This window comes from Flavobacterium swingsii, from assembly GCF_900111965.1.
GTDB classification, from domain to species: domain Bacteria; phylum Bacteroidota; class Bacteroidia; order Flavobacteriales; family Flavobacteriaceae; genus Flavobacterium; species Flavobacterium swingsii.
Map to the genome: position 1 here is coordinate 204,956 of NZ_FOJT01000005.1, position 18,558 is coordinate 223,513.

General features: G+C 31.5%; 18 protein-coding genes. 9 read left to right on the forward strand and 9 right to left on the reverse strand.

Annotated elements, in window-relative coordinates; all coding sequences use genetic code 11:
* The first annotated feature begins 89 nt into the window (after nucleotides 1–89).
* Genes BM053_RS10150 through BM053_RS10160 form a run of 3 tightly spaced genes read left to right on the forward strand, consistent with a single transcriptional unit; the run spans nucleotide 90 to nucleotide 5,013 of the window.
* Nucleotides 90–1,781, forward strand: coding sequence for a M23 family metallopeptidase (locus BM053_RS10150; RefSeq protein ID WP_091477060.1), 1,692 nt, complete (start codon nucleotides 90–92; stop codon nucleotides 1,779–1,781).
* 6 nt (nucleotides 1,782–1,787) lie between these two features.
* The gene (locus BM053_RS10155; RefSeq protein ID WP_091477061.1) at nucleotides 1,788–4,244 is read left to right on the forward strand and encodes a TonB-dependent receptor; all 2,457 of its coding nucleotides are present in this window, start codon (nucleotides 1,788–1,790) and stop codon (nucleotides 4,242–4,244) included.
* A gap of 37 nt (nucleotides 4,245–4,281) precedes the next feature.
* Entirely contained in the window at nucleotides 4,282–5,013 is a 732-nt protein-coding gene (locus tag BM053_RS10160) for a hypothetical protein (RefSeq protein WP_091477063.1), read from the forward strand.
* On the opposite strand, the gene BM053_RS10165 is transcribed toward BM053_RS10160, so the two are convergent.
* The 5 genes from BM053_RS10165 to BM053_RS10185 all read right to left on the reverse strand — a co-directional run bounded on the left by BM053_RS10165 (nucleotide 5,010) and on the right by BM053_RS10185 (nucleotide 11,062).
* On the reverse strand, nucleotides 5,010–5,711 hold the full coding sequence (locus BM053_RS10165) for a hypothetical protein (RefSeq protein WP_091477258.1): 702 nt from the start codon (nucleotides 5,709–5,711) through the stop codon (nucleotides 5,010–5,012). The two genes, BM053_RS10160 and BM053_RS10165, sit on opposite strands and share 4 nt — an antisense overlap.
* A gap of 191 nt (nucleotides 5,712–5,902) precedes the next feature.
* Nucleotides 5,903–7,717: an ABC transporter ATP-binding protein gene (locus BM053_RS10170; protein ID WP_091477065.1), complete on the reverse strand. Its 1,815-nt coding sequence runs from the start codon at nucleotides 7,715–7,717 to the stop codon at nucleotides 5,903–5,905.
* Entirely contained in the window at nucleotides 7,717–9,444 is a 1,728-nt protein-coding gene (locus BM053_RS10175) for a phospho-sugar mutase (protein WP_091477067.1), read from the reverse strand. The genes BM053_RS10170 and BM053_RS10175 overlap by 1 nt, the downstream gene beginning before the upstream one ends.
* Nucleotides 9,445–9,566: 122 nt before the next feature.
* Nucleotides 9,567–10,526 carry a glycosyltransferase family 2 protein gene (locus BM053_RS10180; RefSeq protein ID WP_091477068.1) on the reverse strand — a complete coding sequence of 320 codons (960 nt, stop codon included), beginning with the start codon at nucleotides 10,524–10,526 and terminating at the stop codon, nucleotides 9,567–9,569.
* Nucleotides 10,526–11,062: a DUF4199 family protein gene (locus tag BM053_RS10185; protein ID WP_091477069.1), complete on the reverse strand. Its 537-nt coding sequence runs from the start codon at nucleotides 11,060–11,062 to the stop codon at nucleotides 10,526–10,528. Before BM053_RS10185 ends, BM053_RS10180 begins: the two co-directional genes overlap by 1 nt.
* A 223-nt stretch (nucleotides 11,063–11,285) precedes the next feature.
* Here BM053_RS10185 and BM053_RS10190 point away from each other — a divergent pair, with 223 nt between their 5' ends.
* The 3 genes from BM053_RS10190 (at nucleotide 11,286) to mtaB (ending at nucleotide 14,329) form a co-directional block, all read left to right on the forward strand.
* Entirely contained in the window at nucleotides 11,286–11,537 is a 252-nt protein-coding gene (locus BM053_RS10190; RefSeq protein WP_091477071.1) for a type B 50S ribosomal protein L31, read from the forward strand.
* Between the two features lie 150 nt (nucleotides 11,538–11,687).
* Nucleotides 11,688–12,863, forward strand: coding sequence for a GlmU family protein (locus BM053_RS10195; protein WP_091477073.1), 1,176 nt, complete (start codon nucleotides 11,688–11,690; stop codon nucleotides 12,861–12,863).
* Nucleotides 12,864–13,000: 137 nt separating this feature from the next.
* Complete coding sequence (mtaB, locus tag BM053_RS10200) at nucleotides 13,001–14,329, forward strand: tRNA (N(6)-L-threonylcarbamoyladenosine(37)-C(2))-methylthiotransferase MtaB (protein ID WP_091477075.1); 1,329 nt, start codon at nucleotides 13,001–13,003, stop codon at nucleotides 14,327–14,329.
* 142 nt (nucleotides 14,330–14,471) lie between these two features.
* Here mtaB and BM053_RS10205 read toward each other — a convergent pair whose 3' ends face one another.
* The 3 genes from BM053_RS10205 to BM053_RS10215 all read right to left on the reverse strand — a co-directional run bounded on the left by BM053_RS10205 (nucleotide 14,472) and on the right by BM053_RS10215 (nucleotide 15,935).
* A complete protein-coding gene (locus tag BM053_RS10205; protein ID WP_091477076.1) occupies nucleotides 14,472–15,083 on the reverse strand; it encodes a hypothetical protein in 612 nt (203 codons plus the stop codon).
* Nucleotides 15,084–15,236: 153 nt separating this feature from the next.
* The gene (locus BM053_RS10210; RefSeq protein WP_091477078.1) at nucleotides 15,237–15,578 is read right to left on the reverse strand and encodes a hypothetical protein; all 342 of its coding nucleotides are present in this window, start codon (nucleotides 15,576–15,578) and stop codon (nucleotides 15,237–15,239) included.
* A gap of 72 nt (nucleotides 15,579–15,650) precedes the next feature.
* Nucleotides 15,651–15,935, reverse strand: a complete 285-nt coding sequence (locus BM053_RS10215) for a GNAT family N-acetyltransferase (protein ID WP_091477080.1) — start codon at nucleotides 15,933–15,935, stop codon at nucleotides 15,651–15,653.
* A gap of 105 nt (nucleotides 15,936–16,040) precedes the next feature.
* On the opposite strand from BM053_RS10215, the gene BM053_RS10220 reads away from it, so the two are divergent.
* Both BM053_RS10220 and BM053_RS10225 read left to right on the forward strand, forming a co-directional pair.
* Nucleotides 16,041–16,697: a lipase family protein gene (locus tag BM053_RS10220; RefSeq protein ID WP_091477082.1), complete on the forward strand. Its 657-nt coding sequence runs from the start codon at nucleotides 16,041–16,043 to the stop codon at nucleotides 16,695–16,697.
* A 38-nt stretch (nucleotides 16,698–16,735) separates the two neighbouring features.
* Entirely contained in the window at nucleotides 16,736–17,623 is an 888-nt protein-coding gene (locus BM053_RS10225; protein WP_091477084.1) for a lytic transglycosylase domain-containing protein, read from the forward strand.
* A 57-nt stretch (nucleotides 17,624–17,680) separates the two neighbouring features.
* Here the strand turns inward: BM053_RS10225 and BM053_RS10230 are convergent, their stop codons facing one another.
* Entirely contained in the window at nucleotides 17,681–18,196 is a 516-nt protein-coding gene (locus BM053_RS10230; protein ID WP_091477086.1) for a hypothetical protein, read from the reverse strand.
* A 153-nt stretch (nucleotides 18,197–18,349) separates the two neighbouring features.
* Here BM053_RS10230 and rpmH point away from each other — a divergent pair, with 153 nt between their 5' ends.
* Entirely contained in the window at nucleotides 18,350–18,511 is a 162-nt protein-coding gene (gene rpmH / locus BM053_RS10235) for a 50S ribosomal protein L34 (RefSeq protein WP_007136275.1), read from the forward strand.
* Nucleotides 18,512–18,558: the final 47 nt, after the last annotated feature.

An 18,558-nucleotide genomic window follows, 5' to 3' on the forward strand; every position in this document is an offset into this window, starting at 1 on the left:
TATAAATCCTTTATAATGTTAGTGTTATCAATATGTTTAAGCACAATTTTTATAAAACTATTTTGTTATATTAGCACAAATGTTTTTTTATGAGAATTCTTATTGTTTTTTTATTTGTTTTTAATGTTGTTTTTGCTCAAGATAAATATCCAAAAGATTATTTCAGATCACCTTTAGATATCCCTATAGCCATTGCTGGTTCTTTTGGAGAATTAAGACCCAATCATTTTCATTCTGGAATCGATTTTAGAACCCAAAAAAAAGAAGGTTTCCCAATTTATGCTACTGCTGATGGTTTTATTTCTCGTATTAAAATTTCTACTGGAGGTTACGGAAAATCAATATATATAGACCATCCCAACGGATATACTACGGTTTATGGTCATTTACAAAAAACTGCGCCTAGAATTCAAAATATCTTGAATGCCGAACATTATTCGAAAGAAAGCTATGAAATAGAAATTTTCCTCAAACCAAATGAAATTTCTGTCAAGAAAGGAGATTTAATAGGATATTCGGGAAATACAGGAAGTTCTGGGGGACCACATTTACATTTTGAAATTAGAGATACAAAAACCGAATATATAATAAATCCTTTGTTTTTTGGCTATGATTCCAGTTTTATTGATACAAAAGCACCACAAATTTCAGAGCTTTTGGTTTATCCGTTATCTGATGCATCTCAGGTGAATGGTTCTCCGAATCCAATAGTCATTAGTCTTTCTTTACAAAAAGACGGCACTCATTTAGCTAGTAAAATTATTGCAAGAGGCAAAATAGGATTTGGGATAAATGCCTACGATATTTCAGAAAATAATTATGGAAAAAATGGAATTTACAAACTAAATGCTTGTCTAAACGGAATGCCTTACTATAGTTATGAGTTCGATTCTTTTTCGTTTGATGAAACAAAACATATTAATGATTTTATAGATTACCCGAGATATAAATCTCAAAATCAGCGTTTTCAGAAACTTTTTGTAGGTTATCTGTATTCAAATAATATTGTGAAGAGTACTAAAAATAATGGAATCGTAGACGTTTCTTCAAATTTTACTATGAACTACAAAATCGTTTTACAAGATTTTCATGGAAATGAAACCATTATAAATATCCCTATTTCTTATGAATATTTGCCATCGATATTTGCCAGTAAAGCTATAGAAACGCCTTATTTCCTTAAAGCACGTAATGAGAATAGTTATGCAAAAGATGGAGTTTCAGTGTTTATTCCAGAAAACACTTTTTATGAAGATTTTTATTTAAAATTTGATGTAAAAAATAATGAACTTTTCCTTCACGATAATTTTGTTGCGGTAAATGAGTATATGACAATCACTTTCGATGCTACAAAAATTCCTGTTATTGAAAGAGAAAAAATGTTTATTGCTAATTTAAATGGCACGAGAACAGAATACAATATGACATCAAAAAACGATAGTTTATTTACTATTAAAACAAAAAAGCTAGGAAAATTCTTTTTAGCTAAAGATACAATTGCACCACTTATTTACAAACCAAATTTTACTGATGGCTCAAATTTAGACAAACAGCAAACATTAAAAATTTCAATTTCTGATGATTTGTCAGGAATTGCATCATACAATGCCTATCTAAACGGAAAATGGATTCTTATGGAATACGAAAATAAATTAAATAGACTCACACATAGTTTATCGGATAATCTATATATAAATGGAAATAATAAATTTAAAATTATTGTGAAAGATAATTTGGGAAATTCTACTACTTTTGAATCCAATTTTAATAAAACAAAATAAATAATTTTGAGGACTAAATTCACACTACTCTTATTCATATTTACCCTATTTTCTTTTGCGCAAACAGCAAGAGTAAAAGGTATTGTTCTTGACGAATATAACCAACCTATCGAAGGTGTCAATGTTACTTTTCAAGAAAATAAAACCACTACAAATGCCAATGGTTTTTACAGTTTGACCATTCCGTGCAACGTAAAATCTAATTTAAAGTTTTCGCACATATCGCTAAAAGCAGCTGTAGTTTCATTAGAATTAAAACCCAATGAAGACTACGAGTTTAATATTATTTTAAATAATAATGTCGAACAAATGGGGGAGGTTATTATTACAAATAATAGTCGAAAAAGGGTAGAAGGTATTACCACAATTTCACCCAGAGCCGTTCGATTAATTCCTGGCGCAAATGCTGGTGTCGAAAATATTCTGAAAACATTACCTGGTGTTTATTCTAACAATGAATTGAGTACACAATACGCCGTTCGTGGCGGAAATTACGACGAAAATCTAGTTTATGTAAACGAAGTCGAAGTATATCGTCCGTTTTTAATTCGTTCAGGACAACAAGAAGGTTTGAGTTTTACCAATACTGATTTGGTTCAGAATATCGATTTTTCTGCTGGAGGTTTTCAAGCAAAATATGGCGATAAATTATCGTCGGTTTTAGATATTACGTATCGAACACCTAAAAAATTTGGCGCCTCGCTCGAAGCTAGTTTCCTTGGCGGAAGTATGGCTGTAGAAACGGCTTCAAAAAACCAAAAATGGACAACGATAACAGGTGTTAGATACCGTGACAATGCACTTTTGGTTAAAAGCCAAGAAACAGAAACCAATTTTAAACCACGTTTTTTAGATGTGCAATCCTACATCACATTTACACCCAATACAAAATGGCAATTTAGCTTTTTAGGAAATGTCGCTCAAAATAAATACGATTATATTCCGTTATCACGTCAAACAAACTTTGGAACAATTAGTGATCCTATTGCGCTTTTAGTAGAGTATGAAGGTCAAGAAAAAGATAGGTATAATACACTTTTTGGTGCTTTCAAAACTACTTATACAGTAAATGAAAATTTTAATTTAAAATTAATAACATCAGCTTACCACACTACCGAACAAGAATATTTCGATATTTTGGCCGAATACCGTTTGGGAGAAGTAGATTCTAATTTAGGTTCGGATACTTTTGGAGATGTCAATTTTTCACAAGCTATCGGTTCACAACTTACTCATGCTCGAAACGATTTAGATGCTCTAATCGTAAATACCGAAGTAAAAGGTTTTCATAAAAAAAATGAAGATCAAATAGAATGGGGAATTAAATATACTCGTGAAAGTATTCGTGATCGATTAATAGAGTGGGAAGTGATAGATTCGGCTGGATTTTCTATAAATCCACCTATCGTAATGCCAAGAAATGAGCAACCATATAGTCCTTATTACGGACCGCTCGTGCCTTATCATAATGCAAGAGCCACAAATTATGTAAATATCTCTAGATTTTCGGGTTACGGACAATGGAACCGACGTGTAAAATGGGGAGCTCACGATGTTTTTACCAATATTGGTGTTCGTGCTCACCAGTGGCAAGTAAGCGACGAAAATATTTCTGGTAAAAGTCAAATAACCTTTAGTCCGAGAGCACAATTTGCTATAAAACCTGATTGGGATAAGGATATGTTATTCAGAATTTCGGGCGGATTGTATCACCAACCACCATTTTATAGAGAATTACGAAATGCTGATGGTCAGGTTGTTCCTAATGTAAAAGCCCAACAATCGGTACATATTGTGTTAGGAAACGATTATAGTTTTAAGATGTGGAATAGACCTTTTAAACTAGTTACCGAAGCATATTATAAATCACTAACCAATGTAAATTCATACACGTTAGATAATGTGCGAATAAGATATGAAGCCGATAATAATGCCAAAGCTTATGCACAAGGATTAGATTTGCGATTAAATGGCGAGTTTGTTCCCGGAACTGAATCTTGGTTGAGTTTTGGATATTTAAAAACCGAAGAAAACATTGACAATCGTGGTTATATTGCAAGACCAACAGACCAACGATTGAAGTTTGGAATCCTTTTTCAGGATTATGTGCCTAACATTCCAACATTCAAAATGTATTTGAATTTAGTCTATAATACAGGTTTGCCAGGTGGTTCGCCATCGTATGCTGATCCGTACGATTACCAGTTGCGTTTGCGTGATTATCGTCGTGCCGATTTGGGTTTTTCGTATGTATTTACAGACAGGGCTAGAGCCAAAGAAGATGGACATTGGTTAAAAAAGTTTAAAGATTTATCACTCGGATTAGAGATTTTCAATATGTTTAATAACCAAAATACCATCACAAATACTTGGGTTCGTGATGTATATACAAAATCGCAATACGGTGTGCCTAATTATTTGACAACTCGTGTGTTTAGTTTGAAACTGAATGTAAAGTTGTAATTTAAAAAATCCTTATATTTGATATAAATTTTTAAACATGAAAAAGCTCTCAATATATATTTTCCCAATACTAATCCTATTAGTAAGTTGCAAAGAAGAATCTAAAAAACCAAAGGTGATTTATGAAGATGCAAAAGCTGTTGTTGCACCCGTAAAAAAGGATTCGACACAAATAAAAATTGCCGATTTACCCATTCATATGGAAGGAACTCCTTTTTTAATTCATCCGATGGGAGAATATAGTATGACCGATGGAATATCTAAAGTTAATTCAGGTTCAGCATCATCATCTTATGATAAAGAAGAAAGTTTTAAGGTTTCTAATTATAATGAATACGAAATAACTGGTTACATAAGCAATTTTAAATTTCAGAAAATAGGTTCCGATTCGCTACATTTATTAACAGAAAAACCAGTTCTTATAGAAACAGTAACTTACTTAAAAACAGTTTCAGACAAAGCAAAACAACAAGTGTTGGTTTACACATTAGCTGATATGGATACCAATAAAGATGGAAAAATAAATTCGAACGATATAAAAACTATTTATTTAAGTGATATTAGCGGAAGCAGATTTACTAAAATTGCTGCCGATTTTCAGGAACTTATAGATTGGAATTTGATTGAATCTAACAGCCGTTTGTATTTTAGAACTATCGAAGATATAAACAAAAATGGTGGCTTCGATAAGACAGACAAAGTGCATTATCATTTTGTAAACTTGCAAAACAAGGATTGGAAAGTTGAAGAATATTCACCAATAGACTAAATCAAAATATCACTTTCTAAATCTGATTTTTCAATTTCAAAATCGAAACCCAATTGAGTTACTAATTCGATTACTAATTTTTTGTACCAGTTTTCAGATTTAGGATGAATGTATATTTTTTCGATTAATGCATTAATATCTACATTAATTTTCAGTCCGTCGTTTATCGAAATATTTTGTTCCGTAACATCGGTAATAATTCTAACTTCACGTTCGTACTGAAAACTTTTTCGTTTGAATAAGAAAGGAAAAAAATTATCATCAAACGGAATGTATTCTTTTTTGTAATCAATATAATTTACTTCTCCTATATATTGTTTTGTATGTTTTTCGGGCTGTAAAGCTTCTTTTAATCTCCCAATTGTCGATTGTATGGCCAAACCTTCTTGGTTTTTGGTAAAAATTTGCCACATAGCAAAACTCTCATATTCGTTCGTGTGCCAACTGCTTATAGCAACTTTCTCACGATGTGATTTGTAATAATCTAAAAACTCAGGATTACTGGCTGCAATTTTTTTAATTTCTTCAAAAGTAGGTTCGCTAAATGTGCCTTCGTATTGGTCTTCGAATTTATCCGAACGAGACATAAACATTTTTTTCGACAATAATAAATCCAAAAATTTAGACAAGTCTAAGTATTTCCAAACAATAGTATCTGGATTTTCTGGAAGATTAATATTGTTGTGGTTTATGTACATTTTTGTTATAAAATATTTTACTTGAAACTCATATTTTTTAACCACGAATTACACAAATTAACACGGATTTTATTTACTAATAAAATCCGTGTTAATTTGTGTAATTCGTGGTAAACTTTTTCAATTGTATATATGTTCATAGTTTTCGAATCATATTTTTTAAAATCTAAGAAGTCTAACAATCTAAATATCTATTCAAAACTTTGCATGGTTACCAAGTTAGAATAAGTTCCGTTTAGTGCTAAAAGCTCTGTATGTGTTCCTTGTTCTACAATTTCTCCTTTTTTCATAACAATAATATTATCCGCTTTTTGAATAGTAGATAATCTGTGTGCAATCACAATCGACGTTCTGTTTTGCATCATGTTTTCTAGTGCAATTTGTACAAACTTTTCACTTTCTGTATCCAAAGCTGAAGTAGCTTCGTCGAGAATCATAATTGGAGGATTTTTTAATACCGCACGAGCAATTGACAAACGTTGTTTTTGTCCGCCAGAAAGTTTGTTTCCGGCATCGCCAATATTGGTTTCCATTCCGTTTGGCAAATTCATTACAAATTCATAAGCATTTGCAATTTTTAATGCTTCTAAAACTTCTTCATCAGCAGCATTTTCCTTACCTAATAGAATATTGTTTTTTATAGTATCGTTAAAAAGGATTGAATCCTGTGTAACCAATCCCATCAAACCGCGAACTGATTCGAGTTTCATGTCTTTTATATCAATACCATCAATAGTAATTGTGCCTTCATTTACATCGTAAAAACGCGTTAACAAATTGGCAATCGTACTTTTTCCTGAACCAGATTGTCCGACCAAAGCAATTGTTTTTCCTTTTGGAACTGTAATTGTAAAGTTCTTTAAAACATTTTCTTCCTCATAACGGAAGTTGATATTTTTGATTTCAATTTTGTCTTCAAAAGTGTTTTTATCAATGGCATTTTCTTTCGATGTGATTGGGTTTTCGTGTTCTAAAATCACCAAAACTCTTTCTGCCGCCGCCATACCAGCTTTAACAGAATAAGAAGCTTTCGAAATCGCTTTTGCAGGAGTTAATATGTTGTAGGCTAATGCCATATAAACTATGAAAACTGCGCCTTCTAAAGTGTGATCTACTAAAACCATTTTACCACCATACCATAATAAAATGGCAATAGTTACGATTCCTAAAAATTCGCTTAATGGTGATGCTAAATTATTTTTATTTCCAATACTGTAAGATAATTTTATCATCCTCATTATCGAATCTTTAAATTTTTTGGCAAATATATTCTCGGCATTATAGCTTTTTACCACTTTCATTCCTCCTAAAGTTTCTTCAAGAATGGATATGAAAAAACCTGATTCCGCTTGTGCTTTATTAGATTTGCTTTTTAAGTTTTTTCCTAATCTTGATATAATAAATCCTGAAATTGGGATGAAGACAAAAACAAACAATGTCAACTTCACACTAATGTTAAACATTGCAATAATCGTGAATAATATAGTTAGTGGTTCTCTAACGATAAGCTCTAAAACTACAAAAAAAGTATTTTGAAATTGGCCTACATCGCCTAACATTCTAGACATTACATCTCCTTTGCGTTGTTCTGAATAAAAGCCAATAGGCAGTGAAATAATTTTTTCAAAAAGCTGAATTCTCATATCTTTCAATACATTATTTTGCAAATGCATCATGTGATAAGAAGCTAAATAATTAAAAATATTCTTAAAGAAAAAAGTAAAAATAATTAGAATAATTACTAAAATTAAAGCGTCTTTTTTGTCTAAAAGAGTAATGCTATAGTATAAATATTCTTTTCCGTAAGAAGTTATATTCCAAATATCAGTCCAAACAGGTTTTTTATTTACTGCTTTTGTAGTTTCAAAAAGCACCTGCATCATGGGCATTAAGGCAATAAATGAAAGTGTACTAAACAAAGCGTAAAGAATATTATAGAAGATATTCCAAACAACATGTTTTTTGTAAGGTTTTACAAAAGGAATTATTTTTTTTATGTTTTCCATTAATTAAGGTTCATTGAAACAATGATATTTTTTATTTTGTTATCCAAATGATTTTCCGCTTCGGTAACTTCTGAAGCGTTTTGTATGGCGCAATTTACGCTAAAATAAAATTTAATTTTAGGTTCGGTTCCGCTTGGTCTTGCACAAATTTTGCTTCCGTCTTCAAGGTAGTAAATTAATACATTCGATTTTGGAATGTTTAATATTTCTATTTCATCGGTAAATAAATTTTTTGCGGTCGAATTTTGATAATCTTCAATAAATACAACACGTTCGCCGTTTATTTCCTTCAAAGGATTCTCACGTAAATCAACCATCATTTGTTTAATTTCGTTCGAACCTTCTATTCCTTTTTTGGTAATAGAAATTAAATGTTCTTTATAAAAACCAAAATCGACATACATTTGAAGCAATTCTTCATATAACGAACTTCCTTTTTCTTTGGCTTGAGCTGCAATTTCGCAAACTAAAAGTGTAGCTGCCACAGCATCTTTGTCACGAACGGCATCACCAACCATAAATCCAAAACTTTCTTCACCACCACCAATAAATTTCTGATTAGGAAAATCTTTAATAAACTTGGCAATCCATTTAAAACCAGTCAGTCCAACTTTACATTCAACACCGTAAGCAGAAGCTAATTCTAGCATCATTGGCGTAGAAACTATCGTCGAACCTATAAATTCATTTCCAGTAATTTTATTTTGTTTTTTCCATTGTTCTAACAGGAAATTAGTCATTACAACCATGGTTTGGTTTCCGTTAAGCAAAATCATTTCACCTTTGGTATTCCTCACGGCAACGCCTAATCTGTCTGAATCTGGATCGGTTCCTACCACAATATCGGCATTTGTTTTTTCTGCGAGTGCCATTGCCATTGTTAGAGCTTCTGGTTCTTCAGGATTTGGCGATTTTACAGTCGGGAAATTTCCGTCTGGAATAGCTTGTTCGGGAACAATTTGTACATTTTTGTATCCTGCTTTTTCTAAAACATCTGGAATCAATTTTATCGAAGTTCCGTGTAACGATGTAAAAACAATTTTTAAGTTTTCTTTGGCTGTTGCCGATGTGTTAAAGCTGGCGTTTTCTATAGTCGAATTGATAAAAGCTTGATCAACTTTCAAATCAATGTATTCGATTAAATTTTCGTTGGCTTCAAATTTTATTTGATCATAATTCAAAGCATCAATCACCTGAATAATTTCGTTATCCTGTGGCGGAACAAGCTGTCCGCCGTCTTCCCAATACACTTTGTAACCGTTATATTCTGGCGGATTATGAGAAGCTGTGAGCACAATTCCGGCTTTGCAACCCAAATGTTTTACAGCAAAAGACAATTCAGGCGTAGGTCGCATGTCCGAAAATAAGAAAACTTTAATCCCATTTGCCGAAAAAACATTGGCAACAACCTTCGCCAACGTGTCGCTATTATGGCGACAATCGTAAGCAATAGCTACTTTTATTTCTTGGTTCGGGAACGATTTGTGTAAATAATCCGACAAACCTTGCGTATTTTTTCCTAACGTATATTCGTTTATTCTATTGGTTCCAACACCCATAACGCCACGCATTCCGCCTGTCCCAAATTCGAGATTTTTATAAAAACTATCTTCTAATTCTTTAGGAGAAGAAGTCATCATTTCTTTAATTGTCTCTTGCGTTTTATTGTCAAATGTTGGCGTAAGCCAAATATTTACTGCGTCTAATATGTTTTGAGGTATGTGCATTTTTCTATTTTTTAGGAGCTATTCCCGCTTTTCGTTTCAATCTTTTATCTCGTTCCAAAAAACGAGACAAAAGGATTTTCACTGCAATCGGGGCTAGTAGCCGTATATTTTAAACCTAATTTTTATAAATTTATCTCTTTCGAAATCTTATATCTTTCTTCGTTATTTTTTGTTCTCAAAATAATTTCCCCAAGAAAACCTGCTAGAAATAATTGAGTTCCAATAACCATTGTTGTTAATGCTATATAAAACCAAGGATTGTTAGTTACTAATATGGCTTCTTGTTCTAAATAAAATAGTTTTATGAGTTTCATAACTCCAATATAACCTGTTGACAAAAATCCTATTAGAAACATAATCGTTCCCAAAGCACCAAAAAGATGCATTGGTCTTTTTCCAAATTTAGACAAAAACCAAATCGTAATCAAATCCAGAAAACCATTTACAAAACGACTCATTCCAAATTTAGATTCGCCATATTTTCTAGCTTGGTGAATCACAACTTTTTCGCCAATTTTACCAAAACCTGCATTTTTTGCTAAAACAGGAATGTAACGGTGCATTTCGCCCGAAACTTCTATGTTTTTTATAACAATATTTTTATAGGCTTTCAATCCGCAATTGAAATCATTTAGTTGTACTCCGGAAGTTTTTCTTGCTGCAGCATTAAATAATTTTGAAGGCAAATTTTTGGTAACCGCATTGTCGTAACGCTTCTTTTTCCAACCTGAAGCCAAATCGTAATTATCATTTACAATCATATTATACAATCCAGGAATTTCGTCAGGACTGTCTTGCAAGTCGGCATCCATAGTGATAATAACATCGCCTTGCGCTTTTGCAAAACCTGCATGTAAAGCTTGAGATTTCCCGTAGTTTCTTAAAAAACGAATGCCTTTTATAGCAGAATTTTTACTAGATAATTGGTTTATAGTTTCCCAAGAATCATCGGTGCTGCCATCATCGATAAAAATAACTTCATAAGAGAAATTATTTTCAAGCATGACTTTTTCAATCCAAGAAGTTAATTCTGGCAACGATTCTTGTTCGTTCAGTAAAGGGATTATGATAGATAGGTTCATTATTCTAAATGAGATATTTTATTTCTAAAAATTAATGCCACAAGTAATCCAATTATTGAATCTCTTAGTAAATATTTTATAGATGAACTAAATCCTTCTATAAATGAAAATGGATTAAAGGTCTCGTAAGATTTTTTAACATTTTCAATTTCTAAATCAGTAGAGCCATTTTGCTTCATTGTTTTAACTTGAAATTCGATCATATCTTTTTTGATACTCTCTTTTTTTAAATCGGTTGCAAAGGAACTGAAAAAAAGGAAAAAGAAAATAAAAGACATTATACTTGAAGTAAGAATGGTAGTAAAATAAGCAGAAAAAGCTTCTCGAAAGGTAATTAAGCCGCCTGTTTTCATTTTAACCATTACAATTGTAATTATTCCTAAGATAACGCCAATGATTATTTTGAACATTCCAATTCTTAAATCTGTGAATGTGTGTAGATTAGTAGAGAAATATAAATAACAAGTTATTAAAATATTAATAATCCCTAAAATAATTCCTAGAATAAAACCATTTTTCTTGATAATGGGATTCATTTGATGTTTTTTTTAAATTAATTTACAAATATAAGAATTATACAACACATACAATTAGTTACTTTAAAATGAAAAAAAGTTACACAATTATTTGATTTATAAAAATTAGTTGTACATTTGCACCCTGAATAAATAAAAAATTATCAACAAAAAGTTGTATTCTATTTATACCTTTTGAAAAAAAGCAGCAAAATAAATACAACCATTTAATAAAAAGAGTACCATGAAAAAAGGAGTTCACCCAGAAAATTACAGATTAGTTGCATTTAAAGACATGTCTAACGAGGACGTTTTTATCACTAAATCTACAGTAGAAACTAAAGAAACAATCACACACGAAGGTGTTGAATATCCAGTATTTAAAATGGAGATTTCTAGAACTTCTCACCCTTTTTATACAGGTAAATCTAAACTTATTGATACTGCAGGACGTATCGATAAATTTAAAACTAAATACGCTAAACACGTTAAATAATAACTTGTTTACCATTATACAAAGAAAACCTTCCAATTCGGAAGGTTTTTTTATTTTTATCTCTCAAAAAACTTTGTAACTTTGAGTTTAGGTTTGTTCGATATATTTTATCAAATAACCGAATAAACAAATAACCGAATAAACAACAAAATGAATTATATACTTTTTGACGGAACCGTTCGCAACGCTTTATTGCCATTCACTTTTACACGACCAGTTGCCGATATTCGTGTCGGAATTTTAACTATTCGTGAAAAATGGGAAAAATATTTGGGTTCGACCACCACAACTTTAACAGAAGAATATCTTTCTGAAAAATTTCCAATGGTCGAGTTGGAAGAAAATATAATGATAAACGCATCTTTTTTGCCAAATGATATTTTGTCAGAAATGGTGAGTAATTTAGAAATTAATCAAGCAATTTTCAAAGGTGAAGAAGTCATCGCTTTTTTTACACAAGACAGTCAAGAAGAAGTTGATTTTGATACTTACGAAATCATAGAGTATAACGATGATTGTCTTACTATCGAGCATACGTGGGATATTTTTCAAAAAAATGACACAGCGATTCGTGAAGATTTTGAGTTAATTACCGAAGGAAGAACATCGCAACGAATTCCTAAAAGTGTTAATGTAATTTCACCCGAAAATATATTTATCGAAGAAGGAGCAAAGCTAGAATTTGTAACTTTAAATGCGGCTACAGGACCTATTTACATTGGAAAAAATGCCGAAATTATGGAAGGTTCCGTAATTCGTGGGCCATTTGCGTTGTGCGAAGAAGCACAGGTAAAATTAGCGACTAAAGTATACGGAGCAACCACAGTTGGACCGCATTCTCGTATTGGTGGCGAAGTAAATAATTCTGTATTGTTTGGTTATTCTAACAAAGGTCATGACGGATTTTTAGGAAATTCAGTATTGGGCGAATGGTGCAATATTGGGGCGGATAGTAACAATTCGAACCTAAAAAACAATTACGAAGAAGTAAAACTGTGGAGTTATGAAACCGAAGGATTTACTAAAACGGGATTACAGTTTTGTGGACTCATGATGGGCGATCATAGCAAATGCGGAATAAACACCATGTTCAATACAGGAACTGTAGTAGGAGTGAGCGCGAATATTTTCGGTTCTGGTTTTCCTCGCAATTTTGTGCCAAGTTTTTCTTGGGGCGGAGCCTCTGGATTTACCACTTATATTACTAAAAAAGCTTTTGAAGTTGCTAAAGTAGTCATGTCACGCCGTCATGTAGATTTCACAGAACAGGACGCTGCGATTTTAGAACACGTTTTTGAGGAAACCAAAAAATGGAGAAAAGAGTAATAAAATACAAATTTCACAAATTGATTCGTGAAAATTCCTGAAATTTGTGTTTATTTTTTGTTTTTTCAAATCAAAATATTCTACGTAAATTTGCACTCTCAATTTTTTGACAACGATTTCATTAATTGAGCTATCTTATGGAAAATAGAAAAAAAGTAGCATTCTACACTTTAGGTTGTAAATTAAATTTCTCAGAAACTTCAACCATTGCGAGAAATTTTCAAGACGAAGGTTTCGATCGTGTCGATTTTGAAGAAGTTGCCGATATGTATGTCATCAATACTTGTTCAGTAACTGAAAATGCAGACAAACAATTCAAGCAAATTGTAAAAAAAGCAATGAAACTCAACGATAAAGCATTCGTTGCGGCTGTTGGATGTTACGCTCAACTAAAACCTGAAGAACTTGCCGCTGTTGATGGTGTAGATTTAGTTCTTGGTGCTACCGAAAAATTTAAAATCACCGATTATATTAATGATTTGTCCAAAAATGATATGGGCGAAGTGTATTCTTGCGAGATTGAAGAAGCCGATTTCTATGTAGGAAGTTACTCGATTGGCGACAGAACTCGTGCGTTTCTGAAAGTGCAAGATGGTTGCGATTACAAATGTACATATTGTACCATTCCATTGGCACGCGGAATTTCACGAAGTGATGCTTTAGAAAATGTATTGAAAAATGCTTCCGATATTTCTAAACAAGGAATCAAAGAAATTGTGTTAACGGGCGTAAATATTGGAGATTACGGAAAAGGAGAATTCGGAAACAAAAAACACGAACATACTTTTCTAGACTTAGTAAAAGCATTAGATGAAGTAGAAGGAATCGAAAGATTGAGAATATCCTCTATCGAACCGAATTTATTGAAAAACGAAACTATCGATTTTGTTTCAAAAAGTCGAACTTTTGTACCACATTTTCATATTCCGTTGCAATCAGGAAGTAATGAAATTTTAGGTAAAATGAAACGTCGTTACCAGCGAGAAGTTTATACTGATAGAGTTGAAAACATTCGCCAAGTCATGCCTCACGCTTGTATTGGTGTCGATGTAATTGTTGGTTTTCCTGGTGAAACCGACGAGCATTTCCTAGAAACATATAATTTCTTGAATGAGATGGATATTTCTTATTTGCACGTTTTTACCTATTCTGAAAGAGATAATACCGAAGCAGCAATCATGGAAGGCGTTGTGCCAATGAATGTAAGAAACAAACGTAGTAAAATGTTGCGTGGACTTTCGGTAAAAAAACGTCGTGCTTTTTATGAAAATCAATTGGGAACAAACAGAACGGTTCTTTTTGAAAGTGAAAATAAAGAAGGTTACATTCACGGATTTACCGAAAATTATGTAAAAGTGAAAACACCTTGGAATCCTGAATTAATCAACACACTACACGAAATAAATCTAACAAAAATTGACGAAGACGGAAGCGTACGAATGGAATTTTTGAGTGTTGAGGTTTAAGGGGTTAACGTCCAGGGACTTGGCGCAGTAGCGGCTGCGTGAACATTTTTTTTGCTAAGATAAGATTTTTCAGCGGAAAAGAGACATGTGGTTTATTGAAAACGCAGCTATTGTGCTAAAACGCTGTTAGTGGCAGTACTTATTAATATTTTGGTGTTTTCTCTGTTATTTTTTTATTTATTGCTTTCTGTTTAACGATTGTTTTCAAAAACTTTTCCTTTTTTGGTAGATTTTCTTTTTGATATTTTTCTATTAACGGAATTGTTAAAACTATTTTTAGAATATTATGATTGTCTTGTATTGAATTTTGTGAATTAGAGATTTCCTTCACAAGTTCATCAATTTCTTTAGATTGAGAATCATATTTTTCATTACTTTTTTTTATTAAAGCTATAATTCTTTTTTTACTTATACTATCAGTAATTTGATTTGCAAACCCTGTTGCATTTCCATAATACTGATTTGATTTTCCGTTATAATTAAAAAAAATATTTTCAGTTTCTGATGGAGTTTCTTGAAACGTTTCTAGTTCTGTTTCTAGTTTTTTCAATTCAGGATTTATTTCTACTAATTCAGCATAAAGTTCATCAATTAAATTTACACCACGTTTAGTTAAGCTTTTTAGTTTTATATCATCTTGTAGTGCTTCTGGATTTTGTACTTCGGAATTATTATTTTCATTCTTGCTTCCATTGCAAGAGAATATCAAAAGGATTGATAAAATTGCTAATAAACTCAATAAATATTTTTTCATTTTTCTTTAATTTCAGATTTATGCGTTTTTCAGGTAGTATTGCTTGTAACTCATAAACAAAGGTTTATCATACAAACGGCTATAATCATTTGTAAATAATTAAAAACGTATTTATTTATCTTTCAAAGATAATAAAATCGGTGGCTAAAAAAATCAATACTTATAATGAAATCTAATTTTAGTAATTCTAAAAACCGTTTCGCTGTATTGTTCTAAAAACTCAAACTTATTTCTACCAGGTTCTTCTAAACTAATAATGTTTTTAGCAGAAATCTCGAAGTACATTTTTTCGCCTTCAAACATAAATCGCTCACCATTATTCCGGTAAGCAGAACGAATGAGTTCAAACTCGGATAAAGTCCATGTTATAAAATCAGGATTATTTACTTCTGAATTTGAGTACAAACCTTCGGTGATTTCGGTTTTGCAACCATAATATTTTTCGATATTTTCGAAAAAATGAATTATTTTTTGGTTTGTTTCTTCTGAAGTCATATCGTAAAGATATAATTTTTTGCAAAAAAAAAACCATCTCGTTATTTTTAACGAGACGGCTTCTGTTATAATTTATAATCTAATTCCTGGAGGAAGTAATTCTTTATAAACGGGGTTTTTCTTAAAAAACAATACAATTTTTGGCAAAATAGGAACAACTTTTAGTTTTCGTTCTATAGCAATTGCCATGATGTTTTTTAATAAATCGGAAATAAAATCCTCGTCGGTAAAATTTTCAGGAACATTCAAACGAGTGAGAAATATCTTTTTTTCTTGAAAAGAATATTCAACTGAAATTAAATGTCCATTTAATGTGGTTTCAAACTGTCGAGAAAACGTATTGTCTTTAATTTCCATATTTTTTCAAAAAATAATATTGACTATACTTACAAGTCAATCAAAATGAATTATTTTTATACAAAAATAGGAAAAATAAACCGTTTTTGCTAAATAAATGTTAAAATGACTAAAATTCACATATACTTTATGCCTGGTTTGGCAGCGAGTTCTTCCATATTTGAAAAAATAAAATTACCTGAAGATGTTTTCGAAATTCATCTGCTTGATTGGATAATGCCTGAAAAGACAGAATTGCTAAAGAATTATGCCGAGCGTATGTCGAAATTTGTAAAACATGACAAAGTAGTTTTAGTTGGCGTTTCTTTTGGTGGTATTTTGGTTCAGGAAATGGCTCAATTCTTAGATCTTAGGAAATTAATTATTATTTCGAGTGTAAAATCTAATAAGGAATTGCCAAGCCGAATGAAAATTGCTAAAACTACTAAAGCATACAAACTAATTCCGACAAGTTTACTTTCAAATGTAGAAGCGCTTACAAAATACGCTTTTGGAACAATGATAAAGGAAAGGGTGAAATTGTATAAAAAATATCTCACTATGAACGATAAAGTCTATTTAGATTGGGCTATTGAGCAAGTTGTGTGTTGGGAAAGAACAATTGAAGATGATAATGTGATTCACATTCACGGAGATAACGATAGTGTTTTTCCGGCTCAAAACATTAAAAATTTTATTAATGTAAAAGCGGGAACGCACATTATGATTATTAACAGATACAAGTGGTTTAACGAGAATTTGCCGGATATAATTCTGAAATAAAAACATTAATCAATACTTTTACGTCTTACATACAAAACATGAAAATAATAAAAAATATAGTAATTGTTTTTGCAATTATTCTTGCAAGCGGATTTTTAATTTTTGCGACAACATACAATAGAAATTCAAATATTGGGATAAGTAATTTTCCAAAAGAAATAGATTTTGCTGGCGAAAAAACACCATTGCATATTTATGATGTTAAAGAACGTTTGGATAGAGAAATTTTGATAAATGAGAATCTGCATTCATCGACCATATTGATAATGAAAAGAGCCAATAAATTTTTTCCTATTATCGAACCAATTTTGGCAAAATATGGTGTTCCAGATGATTTTAAATATTTAGCGGTTATCGAAAGTTCCTTAATTACGGCATCGGTTTCAAAAGCTGGAGCCAGCGGAATATGGCAGTTTATGCCAGAAACAGCTCGAGAAAAAGGTATGGAAGTTTCGGAAACTGTCGACGAGCGTTATCATCTCGAAAAATCGACCGAAGCAGCCTGTAAATATTTGCTTATAGCCAAAGAAAAATTTGGTTCTTGGACACTTGCTGCGGCATCTTATAATGGCGGAATGGCGGGTGTTTCGAAACAATTAGAATCGCAGATGGTTTCTGACTATTATGATGTTTTGCTGGTTGAAGAAACTTCACGTTATGTTTTCAGAATTTTAGCTTTGAAAGAAATCATGAAAAACCCAATTTCGTACGGTTTTAATATTCAAAAAGAAGAATTATACAGTAGTCTCCCTACTCGAAAAATAGATATAGATAGTAGTATTTCTAACTTGGCTTTGTTTGCAAAAACACAAGGGATTAATTATAAAATTTTGAAATACCACAATCCTTGGCTACGCGATAAAAAATTAGACAATCCTACAAAAAAGACATACAAAATCGAAATTCCTACCGAAGGTTATAACTAATAAATAACATAAAAAAACCACGCTAAGTAGCGTGGTTTAAGGTATGTTTAATAAAAATTAGATTTTTTTCATCTGATCTTTCATCATTTTTATTTGGTCTTTCAGCATATTTTGCTTGTCTAATTTTTTAACTTCAGTAAGCAAATTAGTAGCCTCAATTTTACGTCTTCTGCTCAAAGCAATTCCTGCTAAATTTAGTTTTGCAAGAGCCAAATCCTGATCCATACTCAAACCCAAACTAATTGCTTTCTTAAAATATTTTTCAGCTTGAATCAAATTTGTCTGCGAAAGCATCAAACCATGTAGGTAATTAAAATAACCTTGTTGTTTTTGAACTAAAGCCGTTTCTGGGTTTTTTATCTTATCCAACCAACTTTTTGCTCCTTCAAAATCTTGTTTTCTCAATTTTAAGAAAGCCAAAAGAATAAATTCGTTTTTAAAATATAAGAAAATAGGAATTGCAGTCAATAAAATAAGGAAAATTCCGTTTCCAATATTTCCTTCGGTAAATTGCCAAATACCAGTAAATATAATCAGAGCCGCTATTACAAGCTTAATATTTCTATGAAACATAGTAGTGTTTTTATAATGAATGGCAAATATAGTAAAAGAATTAAAATATTTTTATAAAACCACTTGCAAGAAAAAAAAATCATTGTATATTTGCACTCGGTTTGAAAGAAACCTACAACAAGATATTTATACAAGAATTTAAAGATACACAAAATGAGCAAAAGAACGTTCCAACCATCGAAAAGAAAAAGAAGAAACAAACACGGATTCATGGACAGAATGGCTTCTGCAAATGGAAGAAAAGTTTTAGCTCGTCGTCGTGCTAAAGGAAGACATAAATTGACTGTTTCTTGTGAACCAAGACACAAAAAATAATGATTTAACAATCAATATAAAGCCGTTACTTTTATTAGTAGCGGCTT